Source organism: Streptomyces sp. NPDC021100 (assembly GCF_044333095.1).
In the GTDB taxonomy this organism is placed as follows: domain Bacteria; phylum Actinomycetota; class Actinomycetes; order Streptomycetales; family Streptomycetaceae; genus Streptomyces.
Map to the genome: position 1 here is coordinate 135,799 of NZ_JBIRQH010000010.1, position 26,186 is coordinate 161,984.

20 protein-coding genes and 1 pseudogene are annotated in these 26,186 nt (G+C 74.7%); 7 read left to right on the forward strand and 14 right to left on the reverse strand.

Annotation, left to right across the window (positions count from 1 at the left end):
* The first annotated feature begins 16 nt into the window (after positions 1-16).
* Entirely contained in the window at positions 17-1,531 is a 1,515-nt protein-coding gene (locus ACH4PU_RS19805; RefSeq protein ID WP_398273248.1) for a monooxygenase, read from the forward strand.
* 199 nt (positions 1,532-1,730) lie between these two features.
* Complete coding sequence (locus tag ACH4PU_RS19810) at positions 1,731-2,117, forward strand: hypothetical protein (protein ID WP_398273250.1); 387 nt, start codon at positions 1,731-1,733, stop codon at positions 2,115-2,117.
* 148 nt (positions 2,118-2,265) lie between these two features.
* On the opposite strand, the gene ACH4PU_RS19815 is transcribed toward ACH4PU_RS19810, so the two are convergent.
* From ACH4PU_RS19815 to ACH4PU_RS19855, 9 genes and pseudogenes are all read right to left on the reverse strand, one after another.
* The gene (locus tag ACH4PU_RS19815; RefSeq protein WP_398273515.1) at positions 2,266-3,198 is read right to left on the reverse strand and encodes a hypothetical protein; all 933 of its coding nucleotides are present in this window, start codon (positions 3,196-3,198) and stop codon (positions 2,266-2,268) included.
* 404 nt (positions 3,199-3,602) lie between these two features.
* A pseudogene (locus ACH4PU_RS19820) lies at positions 3,603-4,325 on the reverse strand (glycosyl hydrolase family 32); the annotation flags it as partial.
* A gap of 30 nt (positions 4,326-4,355) precedes the next feature.
* A complete protein-coding gene (locus ACH4PU_RS19825) occupies positions 4,356-5,879 on the reverse strand; it encodes a peptidoglycan DD-metalloendopeptidase family protein (RefSeq protein WP_398273252.1) in 1,524 nt (507 codons plus the stop codon).
* Positions 5,880-5,974: 95 nt separating this feature from the next.
* Positions 5,975-6,970, reverse strand: a complete 996-nt coding sequence (locus tag ACH4PU_RS19830) for an alpha/beta hydrolase (protein ID WP_398273254.1) — start codon at positions 6,968-6,970, stop codon at positions 5,975-5,977.
* Positions 6,971-7,011: 41 nt separating this feature from the next.
* Positions 7,012-8,061, reverse strand: coding sequence for an LGFP repeat-containing protein (locus ACH4PU_RS19835; RefSeq protein WP_398273256.1), 1,050 nt, complete (start codon positions 8,059-8,061; stop codon positions 7,012-7,014).
* A 110-nt stretch (positions 8,062-8,171) separates the two neighbouring features.
* Entirely contained in the window at positions 8,172-9,641 is a 1,470-nt protein-coding gene (locus ACH4PU_RS19840; protein WP_398273258.1) for a serine/threonine-protein kinase, read from the reverse strand.
* Positions 9,610-10,464, reverse strand: coding sequence for a serine/threonine protein kinase (locus ACH4PU_RS19845; protein ID WP_398273260.1), 855 nt, complete (start codon positions 10,462-10,464; stop codon positions 9,610-9,612). Before ACH4PU_RS19845 ends, ACH4PU_RS19840 begins: the two co-directional genes overlap by 32 nt.
* Positions 10,465-10,780: 316 nt before the next feature.
* Entirely contained in the window at positions 10,781-11,515 is a 735-nt protein-coding gene (locus ACH4PU_RS19850) for a permease prefix domain 1-containing protein (RefSeq protein ID WP_398273262.1), read from the reverse strand.
* Positions 11,512-11,853: a PadR family transcriptional regulator gene (locus tag ACH4PU_RS19855; protein WP_398273264.1), complete on the reverse strand. Its 342-nt coding sequence runs from the start codon at positions 11,851-11,853 to the stop codon at positions 11,512-11,514. Before ACH4PU_RS19855 ends, ACH4PU_RS19850 begins: the two co-directional genes overlap by 4 nt.
* A 215-nt stretch (positions 11,854-12,068) precedes the next feature.
* Between ACH4PU_RS19855 and ACH4PU_RS19860 the strand changes: the two genes are divergently transcribed.
* Both ACH4PU_RS19860 and ACH4PU_RS19865 read left to right on the forward strand, forming a co-directional pair.
* On the forward strand, positions 12,069-13,067 hold the full coding sequence (locus tag ACH4PU_RS19860) for an ATP-binding cassette domain-containing protein (RefSeq protein ID WP_398273265.1): 999 nt from the start codon (positions 12,069-12,071) through the stop codon (positions 13,065-13,067).
* The gene (locus ACH4PU_RS19865; RefSeq protein WP_398273267.1) at positions 13,064-13,948 is read left to right on the forward strand and encodes an ABC transporter permease; all 885 of its coding nucleotides are present in this window, start codon (positions 13,064-13,066) and stop codon (positions 13,946-13,948) included. Before ACH4PU_RS19860 ends, ACH4PU_RS19865 begins: the two co-directional genes overlap by 4 nt.
* A gap of 79 nt (positions 13,949-14,027) precedes the next feature.
* On the opposite strand, the gene ACH4PU_RS19870 is transcribed toward ACH4PU_RS19865, so the two are convergent.
* The 3 genes from ACH4PU_RS19870 to ACH4PU_RS19880 all read right to left on the reverse strand — a co-directional run bounded on the left by ACH4PU_RS19870 (position 14,028) and on the right by ACH4PU_RS19880 (position 17,943).
* Positions 14,028-14,990 carry an L-tyrosine/L-tryptophan isonitrile synthase family protein gene (locus tag ACH4PU_RS19870; RefSeq protein ID WP_398273269.1) on the reverse strand — a complete coding sequence of 321 codons (963 nt, stop codon included), beginning with the start codon at positions 14,988-14,990 and terminating at the stop codon, positions 14,028-14,030.
* A gap of 113 nt (positions 14,991-15,103) precedes the next feature.
* The gene (locus tag ACH4PU_RS19875) at positions 15,104-16,555 is read right to left on the reverse strand and encodes a cytochrome P450 (RefSeq protein ID WP_398273271.1); all 1,452 of its coding nucleotides are present in this window, start codon (positions 16,553-16,555) and stop codon (positions 15,104-15,106) included.
* A 314-nt stretch (positions 16,556-16,869) separates the two neighbouring features.
* Positions 16,870-17,943, reverse strand: a complete 1,074-nt coding sequence (locus tag ACH4PU_RS19880) for a glucose-1-phosphate thymidylyltransferase (RefSeq protein ID WP_398273274.1) — start codon at positions 17,941-17,943, stop codon at positions 16,870-16,872.
* A 466-nt stretch (positions 17,944-18,409) separates the two neighbouring features.
* On the opposite strand from ACH4PU_RS19880, the gene ACH4PU_RS19885 reads away from it, so the two are divergent.
* Complete coding sequence (locus ACH4PU_RS19885) at positions 18,410-21,934, forward strand: AfsR/SARP family transcriptional regulator (protein ID WP_398273276.1); 3,525 nt, start codon at positions 18,410-18,412, stop codon at positions 21,932-21,934.
* A 12-nt stretch (positions 21,935-21,946) separates the two neighbouring features.
* On the opposite strand, the gene ACH4PU_RS19890 is transcribed toward ACH4PU_RS19885, so the two are convergent.
* Positions 21,947-22,906: an SRPBCC family protein gene (locus ACH4PU_RS19890; RefSeq protein WP_398273278.1), complete on the reverse strand. Its 960-nt coding sequence runs from the start codon at positions 22,904-22,906 to the stop codon at positions 21,947-21,949.
* Between the two features lie 603 nt (positions 22,907-23,509).
* Between ACH4PU_RS19890 and ACH4PU_RS19895 the strand changes: the two genes are divergently transcribed.
* On the forward strand, positions 23,510-24,286 hold the full coding sequence (locus ACH4PU_RS19895) for a hypothetical protein (protein ID WP_398273280.1): 777 nt from the start codon (positions 23,510-23,512) through the stop codon (positions 24,284-24,286).
* A 160-nt stretch (positions 24,287-24,446) separates the two neighbouring features.
* Positions 24,447-24,701, forward strand: coding sequence for a hypothetical protein (locus ACH4PU_RS19900; protein ID WP_398273282.1), 255 nt, complete (start codon positions 24,447-24,449; stop codon positions 24,699-24,701).
* Between the two features lie 59 nt (positions 24,702-24,760).
* Here the strand turns inward: ACH4PU_RS19900 and ACH4PU_RS19905 are convergent, their stop codons facing one another.
* A complete protein-coding gene (locus ACH4PU_RS19905) occupies positions 24,761-25,978 on the reverse strand; it encodes an IS701 family transposase (RefSeq protein WP_398273284.1) in 1,218 nt (405 codons plus the stop codon).
* Positions 25,979-26,186: the final 208 nt, after the last annotated feature.

The window sequence follows — 26,186 nt, forward strand, 5'->3', positions numbered from 1 at the left end:
AAGGAGGGCATCTCCGATGAACACCGATGTGATGGTCGTGGGGGCGGGCCCGACCGGGCTGATGCTCGCCTGCGAGCTGGCACTGGCGGGCGTACGGACCCGGATCCTGGAACGCCGCACCGAACCCCGGCGCGATTCGCGGGCGCTGAGCCTGCACCCGCGCAGCGTGGAACTCATGGACCAGCGGGGGCTGCTCGACCGGTTCCTCCCGCTCGGCCGCACCGTGCCGGGCTGGCACTTCGCGGGGCTGGACACCCGGCTGGACTTCGGCACCCTCGACTCCCGGCACGGCTACACCCTCTTCCTGGCCCAGGCGCGCACCGAGGCGATCCTCGCGGAACGGGCGCACGAGCTGGGGGTGGAGATCAGCCGGGGATACGAGACCCTCGGAGTGAGCCAGGACGGCGACGGGGTCGAGGTGGAGGCACGCGTCCCCGGCGGCGGCACCGAGACCGTGCGCGGCCTGTACGCGGTCGGGTGCGACGGCGGGCGCAGCGTCGTGCGGCAGGCCGCGGGGATCGGCTTCCCCGGCACCGACGAGACCCTGACCGGGGTGCTCGGGGACTTCATGGTCGTCGACCCACAGCACGGCGCCCTCGATGTGGCACGGGCCCGTGGCGTGATCATCGCGCCGCTGGAGGGAGGGCTGACCCGGTTCGTCTACCTGGATCCGGAGCGGATGCGGGTGCCGGCCCGGGAACCCGTGACCCTGGAGGAGTTCCGTACGTCGCTCACCCGGATCACCGGCTCCGACTGCGGGGTCGCCGAGCCCCGCTGGCTGTCGCGCTTCGGCAACGCCACCCGGCTCGCGGAAAGCTACCGTTCGGGACGCGTCCTGCTGGCGGGTGACGCCGCCCACATCCACTTCCCCGCGGCGGGTCAGGGGCTCAACACCGGTCTCCAGGACGCCATGAACCTGGGGTGGAAGCTGGCCGCCGTGGTCAACGGCTGGGCTCCGCCCGGGCTGCTGGACAGTTACGACGGGGAGCGCCGGCCGGTCGGCCGGTCGGTGACCGAGAACACCGAGGTCCAGACCCTGCTGGCGGAGCTGACGCTGACCACGCGGTACCAGCGCCCGGCCGCGGCCCTGCGCAGGCTCCTGGACCGTCTGCTGGGCATGGCGGAGGTCAACCGCCTGCTCGCCGAGCAGATCTCCGGACTCGGCACCCGCTATCCGCCGGCGGCCCCGGGCGCCGACCCGTTGGTGGGCCGGCGGATGCCCGATGTCGGGCTGACCGCCGTCGGTTCGCAGGCGACGCGGGTCTACGAACTGCTCGACCGGGGCCGCTTCGTTCTGCTGGCTCCGGCCGGGAACCCGGCCCTTCGGGAGGCCGTCGGCGCAGGCTGGGGTTCGCGGGTCACAGCCGTCACCGTCGACACGTACGACGAGCACGCGGACCTCGACGGGGTGACCGAGGTTCTCGTACGTCCCGACGGCCACGTCGCGTGGGCCACCCGCACCACCGACGGCGGCGCGCGCGGCCACGAGCGGGTCCAGGCGCTGACCGCCTGGGCGGGTGCGCCCTCTTGATAGGAGCTCACCATGCCGGTGCGTCGCGTCAGTTCACAGTCCGTGCCCCACCCCCGGCGGGTGAAGACCAAGCTCGCGAAGCGGTACTCGTCCGCCGTGCCCGGGAGACCCCGTCCTTGGCCGCGCGACGGGGCGCGAGCACCGGCAGGCGCTCTGGCCCCCGTCGTCGAGCAGACCGGGCCGCGCCTGCTCGTGGCGGATGTCGACCAGCTGGACGTCGCACTCGAACTCGCGGAGGAACGCCCCCTCACTGGGCAGGATCGTCGTCATCGGCCACCGGCCCGAGGCCACCGCCCACCAGGAGAAGCCGGTAGTCCGCGCGCGCCCGGCTCGCGGCGCGGGGCCGGGGAGCGGCCCTGGACACGCGCCGGCGTCGGTCGTCGAGCGGGGAAGGGCGCTGCCGTCGCTCCTCCGGGTGCCCGACGGGTCGGCGGCCGACGCGCTGAGTGCGCTGATCTCCACCTCGGAAAGTACCGGCACCCCTATGGGGGCCATGTACACCGAGTATGTGGCCCGGCGGTTCCGGGTCGACTTCGTACCCGGGCAGCCGGTGCGGCCGGCCATCGTGCTCCACTGCCTGCCGTGAGGGTGCCCTGAGCAGGCAGACAATGCGTCACCCTGCCCGCCGGTCGCCCGTGCCCAGGGCGGCTGTAGGGCAGCGCGCGACTGCCCGGGCCGGCGCAGGGGGCGCGGCGACGCCCGGCCCGTGCACCGGCCCCCGGGCAGCGCGTGACCTACCAGGCAGGGCTGCCCGACCGGACCGGGGCGACCGCGCGGTCGCCGAAGCCGGTCCACGGGCGCCAGCCGCCGCCGGGGCGGTCCTGGACACGGGTGCGGATGCTGCCCTCCGTGGTGACGGCCAGGACATGGATGCGTCCCGTGGCGTCGGCCGCCGCCGTCGGCGGGGCGGCGAGCCGGACGCCGGGCTCGCCGAAGTCGTCACCGGAGGCCCAACTGCCGCCTGGGGCCGTCTGCCAGCGGTGGGCCAGCCGGGCGCCACCGGGGGACAGGGCGAACGCCTCCAGCCGGCCGTCGGCGCCGGGGGCGAGCACCGGGGCCGTGGCCGTCCAGCCGAACAGCGGCTGCCAGTCGTCCCAGCCGCCGCTCGGCACGGTCTGACGCCGCTGGAACGCCGCCACCCCGGACGGGGCCATGGCCGTGACCGTGAGCCGGCCGCTGCCGTCCCGTGCCACCCGCGGCGCGCAGCCGGCCGCCGTGCCGAAGCGCTGCCACGGTGACCACGCCCCGCCCGGCGTCTCCTGCCACCGGTGGAGGATCTCCGCGCCGCCGGGCGCGAGGACGAAGACCTCCAGCCGTCCGTCGGCGTTGGCGGCCACGACGGGCGGGGCGCCCACAGGCCCGCCGAAGCCGGCGTCCCACGACTCCCACGTCGACGAACCGGGCCTCGACTGCCGCCGGCGGGCGATGCCGGTGCCGCCCGGGCTCGGCGCGAACACCTCCAGCCGTCCGTCGGCGTTGCGCGCGACGGCCGGCGCGGCACCCGCGGGACCGCCGAACCCGTCCCACTCGTACCAGCCGCCGTCGGGCCGCTGCACCCGGTGGTGCAGGCCGGCACCGCCCGGGTCGAGGGAGAACACCACCAGCGTGCCGTCGGCGTTGCGGCCGAGCGCGGGACCGCCCCGGCGGGTCCGCCGAACGACTCCCACGCCGACCACGTACCCGATTCACCCGACTCCGCGTCGAGCAGGACCCGCCGCATCGGCGAGCGGTCGCCCGCCGCCAGGGCGAACACCGTCAGCCGGCCCTCGACGTCCAGACCGGCCACGGGATTGTCCGGGCTCTGCCAGGGCGGTGGCGTGTCCTGCCGGAGCAGGGGGGCCACGTACAGCCCCTGCTGGAACCAGCCCGCGGCGCTGGCGTACCACTGCTGCCCGTCGGTGATCACCTCCACCGCGTGGCCGGGTACGTGACCGGCGTAACCGTCGATGCCGAAGCGGAACGGGTCCCGGGAGGCGAACACGTCCGTGCCGTCGTAGCCGTTGCGGGGCCCGACGAACAGGTGGTACCAGCCGTCGCGTTCGACGACGAAGGGCGACTCGGTGACGGACAGCGTCGCCGTCGTGGTCGCGTCGGTGAAGGCGACGGCCGGCGGGCCCCAGCGCACGAGGTCGCGGGACCGCCGGCAGGCCACGACGTGCCGGCCCTCCTGACCGGGGAGCCCGGAGCCCCCGGAGACTTCGGTGTAGTACATCACCCACTCGTCGCCGATGCGCAGCACCATGGGATCCCGCGCCACCAGGCCCCGGAACAGCGGGCCCGTGGGCAGGCGCCTCCAGGCGAACAGGTCGGTGGAGGTGGCCAGGTTGATCGCGGCACCGCCCCGCCCGCCGGCGGCGTAGAACATCCAGTACGTGCCGTCCGCCTCGACGACGTACGGCGCCCACAGGTGCTCCTCGCCGAAGTACGACGGGTCGACGGTCAGCGCGTCGGCGTGTGTGGTCCACGGCCCGGACAGGTCCGGTGCGGAGGCGTGGACGAAGGACACCTCCGCGCCGCTGTCCGGTGACTGGCCGTCAGCCGCGCTCGCCCCGACGATGCTGAACAGGTGCCACCGGCCCGCCGCCTTGATCAGGGTGTGGTCGTTGAGATAGCGCCTGCGCCCGGGGGTGGACGGATCGTAGACGTGGGTGAAGGGCCCCGCGCCGATCCACGGGTGCGGCGGTGCGGGCGCGGCCGGGACGGCCGCGGCGGGGGCGGCGCCGGAACCCAGGAGGGTGAGGGCGCCCGCCGCGGCGGAGCCCCGGAACAGCTGCCGTCTGGTGATCGGGCGCATGGGCCCTCCGCTCCTCCGCTCTCCGCGGTGTCAGGTGATGACCGGGCCGGACGTGGCGTTCACCCAGGACCATTCGGACCAGGTGCTGAAGCCGGTCTGCCACTTGTGGCGGACCCCGGCGCCGCTGGTGCTGAACACTTCGAGACGGCCGTCGGCATTGGTGGCGGCGGTGATCTCGCTCCCGCCGGCGCCGAAAGCGGTCCAGTCGCCGTACGGGGCGTTGACGCCCGTCTGCCACATGTGCAGGGAAACGTCATTGGTGGCGGCGAACACCTCGACGCGCCCGTCGGCCGTGCGGTCGCTGGTGAGCTGTGCGTTGGCGGGTCCGCGCGTGGGCTCCCACCCGGACCAGCTGCCCGGGTCCGTCTGGTACCGGTGGAAGACGCCCTCCGGGCCGGAGGCGAACACCTCCAGGCGGCCGTCGGCGTTGTGGTCGACGGTCAGGTCGCGACCGCCACCACCGAACTCGCCCCACGCCGACCACCCGCCGTTGACCGCGGTCTGGTACTGGTGCTGGAAGACCTTGTCGTTGAGCGCGAAGACCTCCAGCCGGCCGTCGGGCGACTTCTCCATCCCCAGCCGGCCGGCGGCCGGGCCGCCGCCCGTCGGCTCCCACTGCGACCAGCCGCCGTTCGGCGCGTTCTGGTACCGGTGGAACACCCCCTCCGGGCCGGAGGCGAACACCTCGATGCGGCCGTCGCCGTTGACCCCGGCAGCGGTGTCGCGCCCGCCCGTGCCGAAGCCCTCCCAGCCGGACCAGCCGCCGGACGGCGACATCTGGTAGCGGTGCTGGAACGTCTTTCCGTTGACCGCGAACACCTCCAGCCGGCCGTCGGCGTTCGGCGCGATCGCGAGCTCCGCGCCGCCCGGGCCGCCCAGCTGCTCCCAGGGCGACCAGGCGCCGTTGGCCTGGAGCTGCCAGGCGTGGTGCACCCCGTCGGCCGCGGCCGCGAACACCTCCAGGCGTCCGTCCGCCGACCGGGCCGAGACCACCCGTCCCGACTCCGCCGGATACACCAGTGGCGCCGGCCCGGGGCGGGCCCCCGGGGTGCACGGCAGGGTCACCCCGCGTTCGGCGAGGTAGGGCTCGGGGTCGATGCCGCGGTTCATGGACGTGTCACGCCGCACCCGCAGATGCAGGTGCGGGCCGCTGGCCTCGCCCTCGGCCCCCATCAGCGCGATGCGCTGGCCGGCCGTCACGCGCTCGCCGACGGCGACGTCCCGCTGGTACATGTGCCCGTACTCGGTCACGGTCCCGTCGGGGTGCAGGATCCGGATCCACTGCCCGTAGCCCTGGGCGGGGCCGGACGCGATGACCTCGCCGTCACCGACGGCGAAGATCGGCGTGCCGTGGTTGTTGGCGATGTCGACGCCGTCGTGGTCCCGGGCGCCGCCGTAGTGGTCGGACACGAAGCCCGCGGTGGGGCACGCGGCGGCGAAGCCCGCGACCTGGGCCCGGGCGGACGCCGGGGACGGCAGCGCGAGCGCCGGCACTACGGCGGCCGCCGCCGCGACGACGACGCTCAGGGCGCGTCGGGAAAGGCGGTGCAACACGTGGCGTTCCTCCTCCGTGGGGACCCTCCCGGGCGCGGGGCCGGGGGATGCCGCCGCGCCCGGGAGCTGTGATGTCCTGCCGTGTCTGCCGGGGCCTACGCCTTGCGCAGCCGGTCGATGATGCCGTTGAGGTCGTCCTTGAACAGGTCCTCGCGGACGAAGTGGCCGCCGGGCACCTCGTGCCACTCGTGCGGGATGCCGGCTCTGCCGAGGAATCCGCGGAACTCGCGCTGCGTCTCCAGCACGGCGGTCTCGTTGAACCGGTCCCAGAAGGTCGGCTCGGGGCTGGTGCCGGAGACCAGGAAGATCCGCTTGTTGCGGTAGCTCTCGACGCGCTCGACCGGGTTGTCGGCGGTGACCCTGGCCTGGTCCCAGAACGGCGCGCCGTAGACCGTGCCACCGCCCAGCTCCTTGGCCGCGGACGACAGGTTGGCCCAGTGGACGACGCCGCCGGCGATCCCGGCGGCGTTGCCGCGCAGGCTGGCCGGGCCGGAGTGGGAGCTCACCGAGGCGAAGTGGCCCCAGTACTTGGCGGCGTACTTCAGGGCGCCGAAGCCGCCCATCGAGAACCCGGAGACCGCGCGGCCGTCGTACTCGGCGTACGTCCGGAAGTTGGCGTCGATCCACGGGATCAGCTGGTTGATGTGGAAGGTCTCCCAGTTGCGGGGACCCACGTTGGTGCTGACCGGGTTGGAGTACCAGCCCGCGGGCCCGCCGTCGGGCATCACCACGATGAGCGGCTTGCCTGCGGTCCAGGGACGGATGCCCTTGACGTCGAAGGAGATGAAGTCCTCCAGGCCGCCGTGGAGCAGGTAGAGGACGGGGTAGGTGCGGCCGCTGGTGTGGTAGCCGTCCGGGAGCAGGACGTTGACGGCGGGCGCCCAGGCGATCTCCTTGGTCGCGAACCGGTAGTACCACATGCGCGGGTCGGACTCGTTGCGGTCCACGATGCTCAGGCCGAAGCCGTCGCCGGCCGCGTGGGCCGACGAGGCCGACGAGAGAACGCCTCCGGCGCCCAGGGCCAGCGCCGCGGAGGCTCCGCCGACGGCCTTGAGGATGCCCCGGCGGGTGGGGTGCTGCTGCTCGTTCAACGCGACTCCCTGGTCGGTGAGTGTGTGTGAGGAGGGAGGAGCTAGTTGTCGGTGATCCAGGTGCCCCTGGAGGGGTTCCAGTGGATGGTCGCCTTCTGGAACTTCTGGGCCTTGCCGCCCGCCTCGTCCGTCTCGTCCGTCAGGGGATAACCCACCGCGGCTTCGTGGCCGGCGTTCTGGAAGGCCTTGAGGATCTCGCCGTGGACGGTGTGGGCGCCGGTCGGCGGCGACCAGAGGAACAGTCCGCGTTCGAAGAACTGGTAGCGGCCGCGCGTCCCGTCGGGCGCCCGCCCCGCGTCGGCCTCGTCCATCGTGGGGAAGCCCCAGCGCTGCTCGGAGTCCGTCGCCCAGTACTTGGCGAGGATGTCGCCGTAGACCGCGAAGGCCGCGTCCGGGTGCCAGATGACGATCCCGTTGCGGAACAGCTGGAAGCGGCCGCCCAGCCGGGCGCTCTCCTCGGCACGCAGCGGTTCGCCGAGCGGGCCGCCGGGACCGCCGAGGCTGTGGTACTTCGCGCCGATCGAGCCGTACGGCTGGAACGCCTCGTCCCGCATCCCCCGGGCGACGCCCTCGGCCTGGTCGTAGCGGGCCGGGTAGGCGGACCGCTGCACGGCCTGGGCGAGCTGCCCGGCGCTGCTGCCCTCCATGCGAGGTTCCATCTGCTGGGCGACCTCGAAGAACTTGTTGGCCGCGTAGTCGACGTCGAGGACCTGCTCGGGCGTTCCCCAGCCCTGCGACGGCCGCTGCTGGAAGACGCCGAGCGAGTCGCGGTCGCCGCAGTTCAGGTTGTTCATACGGGACTCGACCCAGCCGGTCTCGAAGCCGGCGAGCATCACCTTGTCGGAGACGTTGCGGCGCTGCCCCACCTCGTAGACCTTGCGGGTCACCGCTATGTCGCGTTCGGCCGGGATGTCGCAGAAGGCCTCGGCGGGCGCGGGGTGCCCCAGCGGGCCCGGGACGGTGGCGGGGCTGCGCGCCGAGGGCGGCTGCCCGTGGCCCGCGGCGTTCCCGGCGGCCAGGGCACCGGGGGCCGGGAGGAAGGAGGTGACGGCAAGGGCCCCGCCGATCAGGAGCGTGCGTATCCGGCGCATGCTGTCTTCCGTTCCGTGTGGGTGAGGTGACCGACGGCCCGGAAGGTAGTAGCGGGGCTACGGGGGCGGTATCCGGAACGATCCGGAGTGACGGCCGAGCCCCGTGTGCCTCACGGTGGGGGAGTGGGGCGCGGACACACGGGGACGGAGGGCCGGTCCTTGGTACGGACGGCGGGCAGCCACGCGGTGCCCGGCCCGGACGAGCCGGCCGGGAGCCGGACGCGGAACCACTGGGCCGAGCGCAGGCCCGTCTCGTCGACGATGGGCAGCCCCTGCGGGAGCCGGCAGTCGACGGCGAGGACGTCACCGTGCCACACCCGTGTCGGCACCACGTTGTCCGGCGTGTAGGGGTGGAGAGGGTCGATGGCCAGGCCGAGGCTGCAGTTGGGGTCCGGCCCGCCGGTGCGGTCCCGGCAGGCCCGCTCGGCGTTGAACACCCGTACGCGGCCGGCGGCACCGGACGACGGGCCGGCCGCGGCCGGCCCGTCCGGGCCCGGCAGTGGGGGAGCGGGGTCACGGGCGGTGTGCCACCAGCCCGCCGCGAGCGCGCCGCACACGACGGCGGCGGTGAGAGCGGTACGGAGGGCAGGGGTGCGGCGGGGGCGACGGGGTTTCCCAGCGGCCGGTGTGCCGGGTGTGTCCGCCGTGGCCATGTGGGAGGCGATGCGGGCCAGCAGACTCTCGGCGGTGTGCTCGGCCCGTGCGGCGTAGGCCGGGGCCAGGCAGTCGGTGACCAGCTCGCGCCAGAACGGCGGTACGGCCGGGTCCAGGCGCAGGGGCGCCCGCCCGTCCGCGTACTCCTGTGCTGCGGCGGCGCGTGAGACAGGTGTGGCTCCGGGGAACGGAGAGGCTCCGGAGGCGAACACCTGGTGGATCACGATGCCCAGCGCCCAGATGTCGGCGCTCGGCCGGACCCGCACGCCCTGTTCGCTGAGCGACGCGTTCCACCGCTCGGGCGGGAGGTAATCGAAGGTGCCCATGGGAGGGGCGTAGCCGTGCGTGCCGTGGGTGCCGGTCAGTTCGGTGACGAGCCCGAAGTCGGAGAGCTTGACGGAACCGTCCGCCATGAGCAGGACGTTGTCCGGCTTGAGGTCGCCGTGCACCCAGCCGCTGCGGTGCAGGTGGGCCAGGCCCTCGCAGATGCCGCCGACCAGCCGGGCGCCCTCGGGCCCCGTCACCGCGGTGCCGAGCCGTTCCCGCAGGTTGCACGCGGCCCGTTCCATGACGAGGACGATCGCGCCGTCGAGGAACGGCTGCGCCGGATCGCTGACCTCGACGGAGTCGAGCAGGCGGATCAGCCGCGGGTGCCGGGCCCGGCGGCCGAATTCCACCTCGCGACGGGCGACTTCGGCGACCTTGCGGGCCTGGCCGGGCGCGAGCCCGTCGGTCGGCAGGATCTTGAGTGCGACCGTACTGGGGACTCCTGGGCCGCCCGTTCCCGGAGCGGCCGGGCGTCCCGCGTAGACCGTTCCCCAGCCGCCCTCGGCGATCGGGCCGGTGACCTCCCAGCTGCCGATGCGGTGGCCCGGCGGCAGCGGCCCGGTCCCGTCACTCCCCGGTATGCCGGACGACCCCTGCACCGTTCCCTCCTCCGGGCCGCCCCGGCCCCGCGTTCCGGGGATCGTTCCCCGCCCGGGGCGGCAGCAGCGCCAGGTGTTCCTCCCGTACGAGCCCGAACCTCAGGGCGAGTCCGACGAGCGCCTCGCGCTTGCCGTTGCGGCGGGCGTCGCGCCGCGCGTCGGCCCCGGCGGGGGTGCTGATCCGGATCTTCTCCTCGGCCAGGTAGTCGATGTGCGAGCTGACGGCCCGGGCCGTCAGCCGGGGACAGGCCGGGTGGCCGGCGAGCCGTTCGACGATCTGCGGCGTCGTCGGGACGGCGACCGGTGACACGTCGCGCAGCCGCGGTTCGCACAGGGCGACCAGGACCAGGAAGTAGGTGGCCGTCTCGTCCAGCGAGTACGCGGTGACCGTACGGCTCCCCCAGGGGCCGCCCGTGCCGCCGGGGTCGAGGTAGACGTGGTCGGGCGCGTAGACCTGGAAGGACACGGTCGCGCTGCCGCGGGTGGGCAGCACGACGCGGGAGAACTCGAAGGGGATGGGTGCGCCGGCGCGTCGTGGCGGCACCCGCAGGTACTCACCCGCCCCTTCGGGGTTCTCCACCAGGTAGCTGTGGGTCGTGCTGTGGTTGCTCAGCTGCCAGTGGTCGTCGGTCACCCGGATCTCGCCGGCCAACCGGGAGATCGCGGCGTCGACGAGCCGCAGTTCGACGGGGGTCGCGGGGGACCCGCGCCCGAACCGCGCCACTTCGCCCGGGGCGAGCCGCAACGTCACGGCGTCACCGCACGGCTCACCATCGCCGCCGGTATCGCTGCTCCCCGGCAGGTGAACGACAATCCCGCGCACTGTCCCCTCCTCCCCCCGCCGTCGGTAACCGGCCCGCCGGCGGATGTCACGCACGCCGAACGTTACACATCGGGGGAGGGGCGAGGAGGGGCCACAGCCGGTGTTGTGCGGACCCGGGGTCTCGAAGCCGTCCTGATGCGGGTGGACGTCGCCCTGGCCACGGCGGCGCGCAGGTGGTGTCGCCGCGTTGCGCCGAGGTCCTGTTGCCGCCCGGCCCAGGCGGTGGGGCCGCCGGAGGCCTCGGTGTGGCGGGGGCGGCCTGCCGCGTGAGCGTGGTGGACGCCCGCTGGTGCGCGATGGTGACGCCCGGTCCGCGTCAGGGCCGCAGCGCCGGTACCGGCAGCCGGGCGCAGAGGCGGCTGGCTCGGGCGGGGCCCGCGGTGACGGCGTGGGAGGCGGCGGTGAGGAGGGTGGCCAGGGTGGTCAGGGGCCAGTGGTCGGTGAGGGGCATGGTGGAGGCGAGGACCAGGGTGCACAGCGCCATGGACGCGGTGACCGCCGTGCTCGTCCAGGCCACCGTCCGGGGGAGCCGGGACGGGGTCGGTATCCAGCGGGCCAGGGTGCCGGTCAGGGCGATCACGGCGAAGGCCAGGAACGCGGCCACGGCGGTGAAGGTGGTGATCCGGGTGGCCAGGAGGTGCGCCGTGTGCGTGAGGTGCCAGGCGCCGGAGGGGGCGGTGGTGTGGAGGAGGTACCAGGCGGCGAGGAGGAGGGGAGTGGCCGCCGCGGTGGCGCGGGCGGTCTGCCGGACCTGGGCGATGGTCAGCTCGTGCTGACAGGAGGGGAGGAGTTCGTCCACGGAGCCGCAGTCGCGGACGGCGAGCTCCGCCGCCGGGCCCCGGTCCACGCCCGTGTGGACGTGCGCGGCGACGGCGTCCTGCAGGCCGCCGCGGAGCTCCTCCAGCAGGCGCGCCTTGGCGGCGGGCGGGCCGTGCAGCGCCGCGCCGAGGGCGGCGAGGTGGTCCTCGACGGGGTCGGCGGCGGTGAGGACGTCGCCCCGGGGTGTCTCCGGGCCGGCCGCGAGCCGGTCCGCCGGACCGTCGGGGATCATGAGGCCAGTCCGGGGCGCGCGGCCGGGTTGAGGACCGAACCGATGGCCGTGGTGAACTCGCGCCAGGCGGTCCGCTCGGCGGCCAGGGTGTGCCGGCCGGCGTCCGTCAACTCGTAACGGCGCCTCCGCCGCTCGCCGTCGGCCTCCCAGGTGCTCCGCAGGAATCCCAGCCGCTCCAGGCGGTTGAGCGCCGGGTAGATGGTGCCGGTGCGGAGCTCCAGCATGCCGTTGCTGCGCCGCTGGACCGCCGTGATGATCGCGTACCCGTGGAGCGGGCCGGTCTCCAGCACGGCGAGCAGCAGCCCGTCGAGATGTCCCCGTACAGCGTTCTGCCTCATAAGTAGACAGGCTACTCAGGAGAGTTGTCGGCGTGCTATGTATTTCCAGCCAACATATTGACAGGGTGGGGGTGTAGGGTGCCGGCATGCCGGTTCCTGGTGAACCGCCCGTCCGTCTCCGCTCGTTGATGCGTTCCGAACACTTGATTAGGCGGGTGGCGACGGGCAGTTTGGGCGGGCCGGACGGTTTCCGCATACGGAAGGGGGTGGCCGCGATGGCGCCGAGCAGCGGTGCGGCGGTCGAAGTAGCGGGATTGGTCAAGGTGTTCGGGGGCGGGGTACGGGCCGTGGACGGCGTCGACCTCGTCGTGCCCACCGGGGGCGTCTACGGGGTGCTGGGGCCCAACGGGGCCGGCAAGACCACGTTCGTGAGAATCCTGGCGACGCTGCTCCGGCCGGACGGCGGCCGGGTGCGGGTGTTCGGGCGCGATGTGGTGGAGGACGCCGAGGGGGTCCGCGCCCGGGTCGCGCTGACCGGGCAGTTCGCCTCCCTCGACGACGACCTGACCGGCGCGGAGAACCTCGTGCTGCTGGGGAAGCTGCTCGGCTACGGAGCCCGCGGCGCGCGGGAGCGGGCGGCGGCGCTGCTGGAGGGCTTCGGCCTGAGCGAGGCCGGCGGCCGGCAGGTCAAGGGCTATTCGGGCGGCATGCGGCGCCGGCTCGACATCGCCGCGTCCCTGGTGAGCCGGCCGGACCTGCTGTTCCTCGACGAGCCCACCACCGGGCTCGACCCCCGCAGCCGCAACCACGTCTGGGAGATGGTCCGCGCGGTCGTGGCGCAGGGCACCACCGTGCTGCTGACCACCCAGTACCTGGACGAGGCCGACCGGCTGGCGGCGCGGATCGCGGTGATCGACCGCGGGCGGGTGATCGCCGAGGGGACGAAGGCGGAACTCAAGGCATCGGTCGGCGCCGGCTCGGTGCACGTCCGCCTGGAGGACGCCGGATGCCGGGAGCGGGCCGCCGGTGTCCTGGACGACTGCCTCACGGGCGTGACGCAGCGGGAGGACGACCCGGTGGCCCTCACGGTCCGCCTGGGCGGCGGTGGCGCGGCCGCGGCCGAACAGGCCTCCAGGGCCCTGGCCGAACTGGCCCGGGCGGGCATCGGCGTGGAGTCCTTCTCCCTCGGCCAGCCCAGCCTGGACGAGGTGTTCCTGGCGTTGACGGACGACGGCTCCGGCGCCGGCCGGGTGACGGGGAAGGTGGGGGTATGACCACGGTGACGGGCCCCGGGACGGGGTCGGAATCCGGCGCGGGCGCGGGATCCGGCGCGGACGCGGAGGAGCCGAGGACGGCGAACGCGCTCATCGGAGCGCTCGTCGCGGGCGAACGCCCGCCCCGCCCCAACGCGTTGACGACCTCGCTGGCGTTCGGCTGGCGCGCGGTGCTCCGCATCAAACACGTGCCCGAGCAGCTCTTCGACGTCACGGCGTTCCCCGTGATGCTCGTGCTGATGTACACGTACCTGTTCGGCGGCGCGCTGGCAGGCTCGACCGACGCGTACCTCCAGTACCTGCTTCCCGGCATCATGGTGACGTCCGTCGTGATGATCACCATGTACACCGGGATGGCCGTCAACACCGACATCGCCAAGGGCGTCCTGGACCGCTTCCGCAGCCTGCCCGTCTGGCGCCCCTCCGTCATGGTGGGTTACCTGCTGGGCGACATGCTGCGGTACGTCCTGGCCTCGGTGATGATGCTGGCGATCGGCCTGGTGATGGGCTACCGGCCGCACGGCGGGGCCGGCGGGGTGATCGGGGGAGTGGCGCTGCTGCTCCTCTTCAGCTTCTGCTTCTCCTGGCTGTGGACGATGTTCGGCCTGCTGCTCCGCACGGAGAAGGCGGTGATCGCCGTGTCCATGGCGGTGATCTTCCCGCTCACCTTCCTGAGCAACGTCTTCGTCGAACCGCGCACCATGCCGGGCTGGCTCCAGGCGTTCGTCAACAACAGTCCGCTGACGCACCTGTGCAGCGCGGTGCGCGGCCTGACGGAGGGCACCGCGCCGTCGGCGCACATCGCCTGGACGCTGGGCTGGTCGGCCCTGTTCGTCCTGGTCTTCGGCCCGGTCACGATGCGGCTGTACGCCCGCAAGTAGCGTCGGGCCCACGGGCCTTGCGGAGAGGGGCGCGCGAGACGCCCGCCCCTCTCCGTTCACCGCCTCGGCGGGCGCGGTGCTACGCCTGCGTCGACATCGGCAGGTCGGTCCGGTAGTGCGTCACCCGGCCGTTCTCCCGTACGGGCTCGCCCAGTTCGGCGGCCCGGGTGTGGTGGACCAGCTGGAAGCCGTCGGGGTGCTTCAGCAGGGTGGCGTGCCAGGGGGTGGTCCAGGGGTTGGTGGTGTCGAGGAACTTGATGCCGTACTTGGCCTCGTTCCGGTTCTGCGGGTGGATGGACAGCCGGACGGTGTCCTGGTGGTAGTCCGCGATCAGGCTGGCCCAGGCCCGGCTGCGCGCGATGACGTGGTAGGCCCGCTGCCGGGACTGGCGCTGGAGGGCGGCCTTGCTGCCCGTCCAGTCCGGGGTGTCCTCGACGAGGAAGCGGGTGATGCCGCGGTACATCCGCAGGGTGGACTCGTCGGTCTTCACCTCGGCGCGCAGCTGCTCGACGGTGGGCGCGTAACGGTCGGCCGTCATACGGCGCTTCTCGTCGTAGTCCAGGTCGGGCCCGTACACGTCGCGCAGGTCGAAGGTGCCCAGGTGGTCGAGGCCCTCCTCCTGGATCATCGTGCGCAGGGCGTCGCCGTAGGCGTCGATGTGCTCGTCCGGAACGCCGATGACGTCACCGAAGATGTGGCCGTCCGAGCAGATGAGGACCCGTGCGCCGGGCGAATAGATCTTCTCGATACCGGTGCAGAGGTCCTGCAGGAAGTGCAGGGCGAGCCGCTCGCCCTCGTCGGGCAGGTGGCTGATGACCTTCGCCGTGTTGGGCGACTTGCAGGGGAAGCCCGGCAGGGAGAACAGGATGGGCTGCCGGCGTTCCAGGTGGTGGGATATCTGGCGTATCTGATGCGGGAAGTCGTGGGTGGTGTCGTTCTCCGGGTCCGGCTCGATGGTCCGCCGGTGCGGCAGCAGCTGGGACAGGACGGCATGGGCGGTCTCGGTGAGGGACTCGGTCGCCGACGGTGTGGTGGCGGGCATGGGTGGTCTCGCTTCCTGGTGAAAGAACGGCCCGGGGCGGGGTCGCCGTCCCGGGCCTCGGGTGGGTCGGTCGGTGCCGTGGGTGGTGGTACAGGCGGTGGTGCGGATGGTGGTCAGTGGCGGAAGGGGCAGCGCGGAGCGGCGTCCTGGCCCTCTTCGGGGCCGCCTTCCGGGGCGTAGCTGAGCGGCAGCCGGTTGACGCCGCGGGCGAGGACGGCGTGGACCCAGGGCAGTTCGCCGGGGCCGGCCTCCAGCCGGAGGCCGGGGAGGCGGGTGAGCAGCGTCCGCAGCGCGGTCTGCAGCTCGATGCGGGCGAGGGCCGCTCCGGGGCAGAAGTGGATGCCGTGGCCGAAGGCGAGGTGCGGGTTGGGCTGGCGGTCGAGGTCCAGGGCGTCCGGGTCCGCGAAGCGCTTCGGGTCCCGGTTGGCCGCGCTGAGGGAGACGATGACGGAGTCCCCGGCGGGTACGGTCTCGCCGTGGAACGCGGTGTCCTCCGCGAAGAAACGCCAGGTGGTGAGCTCGAAGGCGCTGTCGTAGCGCAGCAGTTCCTCGACGGCGCGGGCGAGGAGGGCGGGGTCGCCGTCCTCGTCGGTGAGGGACTTCCGCAGCCGCTCCAGCTGGTCCGGGTGGCGGAGGAGGGCCACGAGGGCGGTGGTGATCTGGTTGGTGACCGGCTCCTGCCCGGCGACCAGCAGCTGGAAGACGATCGAGTCGGTCTCCTCGGTGGTCAGCGAGCCCGCGTCGTGCGCGGCCACCAGGGTGGTCAGCAGGTCGTCGCCGGGCTCCCGGCGCTTGGCGTCCGTGACGCGCGCGATGTACGTCTGCAGGGCGCGCAGCCGTCCCTCGTACACCGGACGCTGCGGGTCGCTCGGGCCCACGGGCTGGACGACCTTGCCCCAGTCGCGGTCGAACTCCCCGGCCAGCTCGGCGGGGAGGCCGATGACCTCGGCCAGGACGCGGAAGGGGAAGTGCGCGGCGAAGCCCTCGACGGCGTCGAAGGAGGCCCGCCCGCCGGCGTCCGCCGGGCCGTCGCCGAGCGCGGCGTCGAGGAGCTCGTCGGCGATCTCCTGGATGCGCGGGCGGAGGCGTTCGACGGCGCGGGGCGTGAAGGCGTCGGTGACCATGCGCCGCATGTGGGTGTGCTTCGGCGGGTCCTGGTGCAGGAGGTGCACCTGGAGCTGGGAGTGCTGCGGCTCCGGCATGATGGCGGCCTTGGACCGCCAGGCGTCGTTCCCGAGGTCGTGGTTCTTCCCGAACCGGTCGTCGGTGAGCGCCTGCTGGGCCGCGTCGTAGCCGGTGACCAGCCAGGCGTGGACGCCGCTGGGGAAGTGGACCCGGTGCAGGGGGCCCTTGTCGCGGAGGCGCGTGTACAGCGGATAGGGGTCGGTCTTGTAGTCCTCGCCGTAGAGCGGTACGGGGTCGGGCAGCGGCTCCCGTTCCCGCCGCGTCCGCTCCTCCGCGGAGCCGGAGCCGGAGCCGGACGGGCCGGAGGGACCGGAGGGACCGGCGGGGACGGCCGGGTCCGTGGGGAGCTGCGTGGTGCCGTGGGTGTCGGGCTGTGCCATGGGTGTGTTCCTTAGGGGATGGGACGGGTCGGGGCGGTACGGGGACGGTGCGGGAAGGGGACGGTGGTGGTCCGGGGACCCCGCCCGGCCGCCGCGCCGGCGCCCGCGGAAGCGCGTTCGGCTTCCGGGACGAGGTGCGGGGCACCGGCGGTTCACGGCCACCCGGACGGAGCGGAGCCGTCCGTGGGGGAGGGACGGCGTCCGCGGGGGAGGTGCGGCGGGCGCGCCGGGGGCCCGCGGTCCGTCGGGGACGCGCCGGAGCCGCCCTCAACGCGCGTGCGCGCGCCCGGAGTCCGGCCGCGGCGGCCCGGCCGTCACGCCGCGACCTCCACCCCCGCGTGGTCGCCGATCACCAGCCGGTGGTGCCGGTCGCCGTGGTCCGCGGCGCTGACGGTGGCCCCCCGGCCGATCACCGAACCCTCGATGCCGCGCATCCCGGTGACCGTCGCGCCGTCCAGCACGATGCTGTTCCCCAGGTGCGTGCCGCGCAGGACGCAGCCGCCGCCGACGGCGGTGTACGGCGCGACCTGGCTGTCCTCCAGCACGGTGCCGGCGCCGATGACGGCCGGCCCCTGGACCCGGGAGCGGACCAGCCGGACCCCGGGGCCGAGGCCGACCGGGCCGATCAGCTCGCTCGCCGCGTCCACGGACGCCGTCGGGTGGCGCGCGGTCCGCAGGCCGTCGAGGACGGTGCGGTTGCAGTCCAGGACGTCCGCGACCTCCCCCGTGTCCTTCCAGTAGCCGTCGTACTCGACCGCACGGACCGCGGCACCGCGCGTCACCAGCTCCTGGATGGCGTCGGTGATCTCCAACTCCCCGCGCGCGCTGGGCCTGATGGCGGCGATCGCGTCGTGGACGGCCGGCGTGAAGAAGTACACGCCGATCAGCGCCAGGTCGCTGCGCGGCTCCCGCGGCTTCTCCACCAGCCGCAGCACCCGCCCGTCGGGCGCGGTCTCCGCGACGCCGAAGGCCCGCGGGTCGGACACCTTGTGCACCAGCACCTGGGCGGCCGGGCGGCCCGCCCGGAAGCCGGCGGCGGCGTCCGTGATCCCCGCGGGCAGCATGTTGTCCCCGAGGTACATCACGAAGTCGTCCTCGGCGAGGAAGGCGCGGGCGGTGGCCACGGCGTGCGCCAGCCCTCTGGGGGCGTCCTGGGGCAGGTACGTGATCCGCATCCCCAGCCGCGAGCCGTCCTGGAGGGCGGCGGCGATCTGGTCCCCGCGGTCGCCGGTGACGATCCCGACGTCGTGCACGCCGGTCGCGCGGATGTTCTCCAAAACGTACTCGAGCACGGGCTTGTTCGCGATGGGCATGAGCTGCTTGGGCATCGAGTGACTGAACGGCCTCAGACGGGTTCCCGACCCGCCCGAGAGGACCAGTGCCTTCATAGAGCCTCTCCTCGCAACCGTTCCCGCCGCGCGGGCGGGAACCGCCAGTGGATCGCCGAAAGGACGTCGGTCGAACGGGACGATGGAACGACAGTGCGGCGGCACGGCGGAACGCCCGGATGCCGACGGCGCGTCAGGGGCGGCCGCCCGGGCACGCCGGGCGCCGCGCGGGACGGACGGAACCGGTCCGGGGGAGGCCGTGGGGATCGGCTCGCGGGCCCGGAGGCCGTACGCGTCGCGCCCTCGTGGGGGATGTCCCTGCCGCAGGGCGCAAAGAACCGATGATGAGAAAGTATTCTTGGCGCGTGGTGGGGCTGTCAAGGAACTCACCCGGGAACCCCGGGCGTTGCCGGCCGCTCCGTCGCCAGTAGGCCGCTCGACCGCCGTCACCGGTGGCGCGTCACGGTCGATTGTCTGTCCGAAATTCTCTCCTGACCGCGACATTCATCCCGTACAGTGATCAACCATGATGGCCTCACGGGGGAGTGCTGTCCGGTTCGGCGTACTGGGCACACTTGAGGTATGGGACGGGGACGACCGCCTGCAGGTAGGCGGTCCGCGCGCGCGTGCCGTGCTGGCGGCGCTGCTGCTGGAAGCCAACCGGGTCGTGTCCTTAGCGCGACTGGTCGACGCCGTATGGGAGGACGCCCCTCCCGCGACGGCCGAACATCAGGTGCGCAAGGCCGTGGCGGAGCTGCGGGCCCGCATCCCGGACGGCCGGCTGCTGCTGCTCACCGACGGACCCGGCTACCGCATGGTGGTCGACGGCGGCCAACTGGACCTGCTGCGCTTCGAGAAGGCCCTCGCCCGGGCCCGCGCGGCGGCGGACACCGACGAGGAGGCCGCCGCCCTGGAGAGCGCCCTCGCCCTCTACCGGGGCCGGGCCCTGCCCGAGGGACGCAGCCCGCTGCTGGCGGCCGCGGCGACGATGCTGGAGGACCGCCAACTCGGCGCGCGCGAACGCCTGCTGGAACTGCGCCTGGAACAGGGCCGCACGGAGGAGGCGGTCGCCGGGCTGCGCTCGCTCGTCGCGGAGCACCCGCTGCGCGAATCCCCGGCCGCCCTGCTGATGGTGGCCCTGTGCCGGACGGGCCGGCAGGCCGACGCCCTGCGCGTCTACCACCAGCTCCGCCATCTGCTCGCCGAGCAGCTCGGCATCGACCCCGGGCCCGAGGCCACGCTGCGCTACGAGCAGATCCTGCGCAACGAGCCCGCCCTGCACGGCGGCACGCCGCGGGGCGGGCGCCCCGACGCCGTCGGCCCCGGCGGCCGTCCCGCGCCGCCGGGCACGGCCGCCCCGGCCCCGGCCCTCCCCGAGGAGCCCCACCGGGCCCTCGGCCCCGGCGGGTTCCCGGGCGAGGACGACGGGGGCGGCGCGGCGCCGTACTACGGGACGGGCCGTGCGCCGTACGGCGGGGACGGTCATGTGCCGGACGACGGGAACGGCGTCGCGTCGGACGGCAGGGGCGCGCGGCCGACGACGGCCGGAGCGGGATCGGGCCCTGACGGACGCGCGACGGCGTCCGCACCGGCTTCCGCGTCCGCGTCCGCGCCGGACCCGGGTGCCGCGCCCGTGCCGGACCCGGGCGCGTATCCGGCGCCGGCCCCGCACTCGGCCTCGTACCCGGCGTCCGTGCCGCACTCGGGCTCCTACCCCGCGTCCGCCCACCACCCGGCCCCGTACTCGGCGTCCGCCCCGTACCCGGCCTCGTACCTCGCCCCCATGCCGCACCTGGTCTCGTACCCGGCACCCCTACCGCAGGCGGGCCCGTACCTGGCGCCCGTCCTGCCCCCGGCCCCCTACCCCGTGCCCGTCCCGCCGCGCTCCCTGCCGCACGATCTGCCCGACTTCACCGGCAGGGAGGAGGAGACCCGCCGGCTGCTCTCGCACGCCACCCGGGAGCCGGACCGGCCGACGCCGGTCCTGGCGGTCGACGGCATGGCCGGTGTCGGCAAGACGGCGCTGGCCGTCCACGCCGCCCACCGCCTCGCCCCGCACTACCCGGACGGGCAGATCTTCCTCGATCTGCACGGTTTCACCGTCGACCGCACCCCCATGACCGCGCGCACCGCCCTGGGCGTCCTGCTGCGGGCGGTCGGCGTGCCCGACCGGCAGCTGCCCCCGGGCCGCACCGACCGGGAGCAGCTGTGGCGGGCGGTCACCGCCGGCCGCCGCCTGCTGCTGCTGCTCGACAACGTCGCCGCCTCCGAACAGGTCCGGCCCCTCATCCCCGGCACCCCCGGCTGCCTGGTGCTGGTCACCGGCCGCCCGCGTCTCTCCGCCCTGGACGGCGCGGTCCACCTCAGCCTCCAACTGCCCCCGCCGGGCGACGCCCTGCGCCTGCTGGGCGCCGTCCTCGGCCGCGACCGGCCGCGCGCCGAGCCCGAGGCGGCGGCCGACCTCGTGACCCTGTGCGGACGCCTTCCGCTGGCCCTCCGCGTGGCCGCCGGCCGGCTGCGCAACCGCCCCCAGTGGACGATCGCCGCCCTCAACGACCGGCTCCGCGACGAGTCCACCCGCCTCGCCGGCCTGGTCACCGAACACCGCGCGGTCGCCACCGTCCTGGACCTGTCCCGCACCGCCCTGCCCACCCCCCACCAGCGCTTCTTCCACCTGCTCGGCCTGCACCCCGGGCCCGACTTCGACGCCGGGACCGCCGCCGTCCTCACCGGCACGCCCCCGGCCGTCGCCGAGGCGCTGCTGGAGGACCTCCTCGACGCCCACCTGCTCACCCAGCACACCCCCGGCCGCTACGCCTTCCACGAACTGGTACGCCTCCTCGCCCGCCACCACCCCGCCGCGCCGCCGCCCGCGACCGCCCACCGGGCGGTGCACCGGCTCCTCGACCACTACCTGCACACCGCGACCCGGGCCGCGGAACTGATCGACGCCCCCGCCCGGCCCGGCCGGCCCGCCGTCACCCCGGCCGACGAGCCGCTCGCCGACGAACCCGCCGCCCTGGCCTGGTTCCAGGCCGAGCGGCCCGGCCTGCTGTCCGCCCTGGCGCTCGCCGGCGAGCGGGGCCTCGACCGGCACGCCGTCCGGCTGGCCCTCGCGCTGGCCCCCTGCCTCCGGCTGCGCGGCCACACCGAGGACGAACGCCGGGTGCTCGGCGTCGCCGCGGCCGCCGCCCGCCGCCTGGGCGACCACGAGCGGCGGCTGACCGCCCTCACCGACCTGGCAGCCTCGTGCTGGCACCTCGGCCGCGTCGCCGAGGGCCTGGAGAGCGCCCAGGAGGCGCTGGCCCTCGCCGAGAAGCTGGACGACGGGCCGGGCACCGCCCTGTGCCTCAGCCGGATCAGCATGTTCTCCACCACCCTCGGCCGGTACGAGGAGGCCATCGACTTCCTGCACCGCGCCCTCGCCCTGCTCAGCGGCACCGGCTCCCGCTCCGGCTCCGGCGGCGAGGAGGGCACCGCCCTCGCCTGCCTGGGCACCGCGCAGAGCGCCCTGGGCCGGCACGCCGAGGCGCTGCAGACCAGCCGCCTGGTCACGCTCGGGAGCCGGACGGCCGGCGACGCGCACGGCGAGATCACCGGGCTGACCGGCGAGGCCGCCGCGCACGCGGCGGCCGGCGCCTTCGACACGGCGCTGCGCCGGCTGGCGGAGGCGTCCGCGCTCGCCCACCGCATCGTCACCCCGCACGGCCAGGCGGTCGTCCTCGCCCGCTATGCCGACGTCTACCGCCGCCAGGGCCGCCACATCGAGGCCCTGCGCGCCGGCCACGCCGCCCTGGGACTGCTGCGCACCGTGCGCCGCCCGGCCCTCGCCGCCACCGTGCACAACGTCCTGGGCGCGGTGCACCGCGCCCGCGGCGACCTCGATCTGGCGCGCCGTCACCACCAGCAGGCGCGCCGCCTGGCCCGGTACACCGGCCTGCGCAGCGAACTGGTGCTGGCTCTGGACGGCATCGCCAAGTCCCGCGTCCCCCGTGCCGGTCAGCGCCCCGTCGGCACCCGTGCCGCCCCCTTCGCCCCCTCTCCCAACTGACAGCCGGCCCGTTCAGCGGAGACAGCGCGCCTCCGCGTACTCCTTGGCGTAGCGCAGCGTCAGCCGGCTGTCCGTGCCCAGCACGCTGCGGACGACGTCCTTGGCCTGTGCCACGCCGGCGCCCTCGCCGAGCACCGCGCCGATGGCCGCCGGATCGACCGCGACGGTGTGCCGGGAGGTGGCCGTCACCGCGTCCCCGCACGGTGTGAACAGCCAACTGCCCGTGTGCAGGCTGAGCAGCGCGGGCAGCCGCGTCTGCTTGAAGACGATGCGCCGCGGCGGGAAGCACACCCGGACCGTGCCGTTCCGCCCCGCGTCCCGGCCGTCGCCGGCCGGCCGCCCCCGGCCGCACGGCGTCCGCCCCCACGCCCCCGCGGCCAGCACCGCCGCCGCGCCGCCGGCCGACGGCAGCCGCTCCGACCACAGCTGTGCCTCGCTGATGAAGGCGTAGACGTCGTCGGCCGAGCCGGCGATGCGGACGCTGTCCTCGAAGGACAGCAGCAACTCGTGCCCCCGCACGCCCAGTTCGGCGCTGCGGCGCAGCGCCTCCAACTCGGCCCGGGCCCGGCGCACCACCGTCCGGCCGATCCGGGCGAGCTGCCGCGGATCGTCGTCGACGGCCCGGTACTCGTGCCACAGCCGCACCCGGCACTCCCGGGCCGAGACCGGTTGGAACTCCCACCGGCCGCCGAGGAAGGCCACCGGCGGCACCGGCACCTCCTGCCGGAACCCGATGCACCGCCGGTCCGGCGCCAGGACGCGGCGCGAGACGCAGCCGCGCGGCTCGCCGTCGGCGACCGCCCACACCCGGATCACGTCCCGGCGGCCGGTCCGTTCGAGGCAGTCGACGTGCACCAGCGGGGGGAAGACCCGCGGCCAGTCCTCGGCCGCGGCCACCAGCCCGTAGACCCGGTCGACGGGAGCCCGCACGGTCATGGTGTGCTCGGCTCCGCGCCGGTCCTCTCCTGCCATCGTCGTCAGTCTCCTTCGAGTCCGTGGACGGCCGGTGCCCGGCCCGTCCCGCGCCGGCGGACCGGAGCGGGACGGGCCGGTGGCGGCCGCCGGGGTGCCCGCCCACGCGGCCGGCGGGCGCGCGGGCACGACGGCTCGCGGCTCGGGACGCGGCCGGGGCGCGGGCGTCGCCGCGAGCGGGGGCGGTACGGGAGCGGTGCCCGGTGTGAACGGGGGTACGGGGCGCGGTCCCCGAGGCCGGCGAACGGGCGGCGAGGTCCGGTCCGGCACGTCCGCCCCGCGCCGTCCGGTGAAGGCGCGGCCGGGGCGGGCGGCGTCGGTCGCCCTCGTCCCGGTGCGGAGGGTGCAGGGGCACCAGTGTGGTGGGCATCGTCTTGGCTCAAGAACCCGGTGTCAAGACCGCCTTGGCGCGGAGGCGGAGCTTCCGCCGGGCGGGGGAGCGGGCGCGGGGACGGCCGGGGGACCCGGGGGAGCGGGGCCGGGAAACCGGGACCGGGAACGGCGGGAACGGGACGGGAACGGACCGGTACTGGCCCGGTAACCGGCTCCGGCAGGCTCGGGCCCAGTCGCACGACCCACCCGCGCCGCCCCCATGGAGCCCCGATGCCGCACGCCCCGATGCCACCCGCCCCGGCCCCGGCCGACACCGCCGCGGCCCGCCGCCGCCTGCTCAAGGACCTGGCCGTCCTGCGCTGGCTGTACGACGAGCTGGCCGGCGCCCTCACCCGTCCCCGCAGAGTCGTCGAAAAGGTCAGCGAGCGCGGCTCGCCCGGCATCCCGCTCGACACCCGGGTCCTGGACGCCAGGGCCGACATCCGGTCGGTGCTGACCGGGTGGGCGGCCCTGGTCCGCGAGCAGCGCGGTGTCGCCGCCCCGGCCCGCGACACCGCCGCGCTGACCGCCTTCCTCGCCCGGCACGCCGACTGGCTGGCGGCGCACCCGGCCTCCGCCGACCTCGCCGCCGAGACCGGTGAGCTGGTGCGGGCCGCCTGGTCCGCGCTCTCCGGCCACCGCGACCGGCACGTCGTCGTCGGCGCCTGCGTCCGGCCGGGGTGCCCCGGCCGGCTGGCCGCCCGGCTGGGCACCCGCACCGCCGCCGGCGAGGCCGCCATCGTCTGCTCCGCCGACTCCGGCCACACCTGGTCGCCGGAGGTGTGGCACACCCTGGGCCCGCGCGGCGAACGCCCCGGCCCGGGCGCGGGCTTCACGGCCCAGGAGATCTCCGTCCGCTGGCGCGTCGCCTCCGGCACCGTCTACTGGCTGGCCAGCACTCACGGTTGGGGCCGGCGCAAGGAGGGGCGGCGCGTCCTGTACGACCGCGACGACGTCATCGCCACCATGCGGGACCGCGTGACCGACCAGGCGGCCCTGGCGGGCTAGCGCCCGGGCACGGGATCCCTCCGGATGGCCGCCCCTCTTCGCACCCCGAACGGCCGGGCGAAGCGTTTCCCCGCCCGGCCGGGCTCGTTGAGCGGTGACGGGTCACACCCTGTCCAGGCTGTTCATGAAGACGAAAAGCGGAGGAATGCCTGTGTACCGGATGAGTGTCGTATCGGCCGCGGTCGTCGTGATCGGAGGAGCCCTGTCCCTGCCGGCCGTCGCCCAGGCCCGGACGGCGGCCGCGCCGGCCCTGCCGGCCGTCCCGGTCGTCCACGCCGTCCCTGCCGACCAGCCCCCCTTCCCCTACGCCGACTGCATCAGCGCCGCGAAGAAGAAGGGCGAGACCGCCTCGTACGCCAAATGGCACTGCGACGAGCTCGTGAAGAAGGGCTGGGTCAAGCCGCCCAAGCGCTGACACCGCGTCACCGAGCCCTCCCGCCCGCCCGGGGCGGGAGGGCGCTTCGCTGCCGGCTCTCAGGCCGCCGGTACGGCGCGTTCGGCCAGTTCGGTGACGGCGTGCGCGACCGAGACGAGGGTGGCGTGGCGGTGCCAGCCGGCGAACGACCGGCCGACGAAGTCGCGCATGCCGACCCGCTCGGCGCGGCGCATGCCCGCCGTCTCCACCGCGCGCCCCAGGCACACCAGCCGCAGCAGAGTGGCCTGGTCGGCGGTGGACAGGTCGGTGAGCCACAGCTCGGCCGGCCACTGCGCGCCGGCGGGCCCGGTGCAGAAGAGGACGAAGTCCCCGATGCCGCGCGGGCGTCCCGACGCGTCGGGCAGCGCGGGCAGCCGTACCCGCACGGTGGCCACGAGCTCGGCCACGTCCGGGCCGCCGGTGGTCACCAGGGTCATGCCGTGCCGCCCGATCCGCGTCAGCCGGGCGATCCGGCGGGCCGGCAACGGGGTGTCCGCCCAGCCGGGCAGCGCGGGATCGGCCGGCAGCAGCCAGGTGTCCTGGCGGATCCGCGAGATCTGCGTCGCCCCCGCCGCGCGCAGCCTCGCCGTCACCGCGATGCCGTCGAGCCGTTCGCCGTTGAGCACCACCGGGCCCAGGGGCAGCCGGTGTCGCGCGACGGTGTCGCGGTACGCCCGGACCACCGAGTGCTCCGGCGTCTCCCGGAGCGGCCCCTCCCCGTACGGTGCCGCCTCCCCGTCCTCACCGGGCCGGCGGGGCGGCAGGTGCAGCCGCCAGTTCACCGGTACGGTCGCGGCCGCGGACGCCGTCCACACCCCGACCACCTGCTGGGCGGTCACGGCCTTGCCGCTCTCCCACGAGTACGTCCGGCCCACCCCGACGGAGTGGGTGCCGGACTTCGGTATCGTCATCGGCTGCAGCACGCACGCCTGCGGCGCCGCGTGCCGCGCCAGACAACGGGCCAGGGCCTCGCGCATCGGCTCCCACGCCCACGTGGAGTCGTTGACGAAGTGGTGCAGCCCCTGGTCGTTGACCTGTTCCCCGAGGAACGCCGCGATGTTGCGCACCGACTTCCGCCCCGGCGCCCCCAGCAGCCCCCGCAGATACATCACCCCTTTGCGGCGCTGGTCCGCCCGGGGCAGCGAGGCGAAGACCGCGGAGGACAGCTCTGCCAGGAGGCGGTCGAGGACGACCTTCCCGGCGGCATCCGGAAAAGGGTCGTTCCGGACGGCATTCCGTAAATCCGTACAGTGCGGCTCACCGGTCGCGAGAGTCATCGACGCTCCTCCCTGTTCGGGTCGCGCGGTCCGCCGCCCGGAGAACCGGGGGCGGACGGCGGTGCCTGGTCCGTGATGCGCCGGCGGGGTCTCCGCGTTCCTTCCCCGTGGAGGCGGGAAGAGGCCGGCTGTGGAAACCGGCGGGCAACTCCGGCCGTATGCCGGGAAATCGGCCGGCCGCCACGGTCCGGCGCCCGCGGACGGAATT

Bases quoted from the DNA above. Each gene is read 5' to 3' on its own strand.
- ACH4PU_RS19810 (WP_398273250.1), top strand. From the start codon at position 1,731: ATGTCGACCAGCTGGACGTCGCACTCGAACTCGCGGAGGAACGCCCCC.
- ACH4PU_RS19865 (WP_398273267.1), top strand. From the start codon at position 13,064: ATGACCACGGTGACGGGCCCCGGGACGGGGTCGGAATCCGGCGCGGGC.
- ACH4PU_RS19890 (WP_398273278.1), bottom strand. From the start codon at position 22,906: ATGGCAGGAGAGGACCGGCGCGGAGCCGAGCACACCATGACCGTGCGG.
- ACH4PU_RS19870 (WP_398273269.1), bottom strand. From the start codon at position 14,990: ATGCCCGCCACCACACCGTCGGCGACCGAGTCCCTCACCGAGACCGCC.
- ACH4PU_RS19805 (WP_398273248.1), top strand. From the start codon at position 17: ATGAACACCGATGTGATGGTCGTGGGGGCGGGCCCGACCGGGCTGATG.
- ACH4PU_RS19880 (WP_398273274.1), bottom strand. From the start codon at position 17,943: ATGAAGGCACTGGTCCTCTCGGGCGGGTCGGGAACCCGTCTGAGGCCG.
- ACH4PU_RS19905 (WP_398273284.1), bottom strand. From the start codon at position 25,978: ATGACTCTCGCGACCGGTGAGCCGCACTGTACGGATTTACGGAATGCC.
- ACH4PU_RS19900 (WP_398273282.1), top strand. From the start codon at position 24,447: ATGAGTGTCGTATCGGCCGCGGTCGTCGTGATCGGAGGAGCCCTGTCC.
- ACH4PU_RS19885 (WP_398273276.1), top strand. From the start codon at position 18,410: ATGATGGCCTCACGGGGGAGTGCTGTCCGGTTCGGCGTACTGGGCACA.
- ACH4PU_RS19875 (WP_398273271.1), bottom strand. From the start codon at position 16,555: ATGGCACAGCCCGACACCCACGGCACCACGCAGCTCCCCACGGACCCG.
- ACH4PU_RS19855 (WP_398273264.1), bottom strand. From the start codon at position 11,853: ATGAGGCAGAACGCTGTACGGGGACATCTCGACGGGCTGCTGCTCGCC.
- ACH4PU_RS19895 (WP_398273280.1), top strand. From the start codon at position 23,510: ATGCCGCACGCCCCGATGCCACCCGCCCCGGCCCCGGCCGACACCGCC.
- ACH4PU_RS19850 (WP_398273262.1), bottom strand. From the start codon at position 11,515: ATGATCCCCGACGGTCCGGCGGACCGGCTCGCGGCCGGCCCGGAGACA.
- ACH4PU_RS19835 (WP_398273256.1), bottom strand. From the start codon at position 8,061: ATGCGCCGGATACGCACGCTCCTGATCGGCGGGGCCCTTGCCGTCACC.
- ACH4PU_RS19860 (WP_398273265.1), top strand. From the start codon at position 12,069: ATGGCGCCGAGCAGCGGTGCGGCGGTCGAAGTAGCGGGATTGGTCAAG.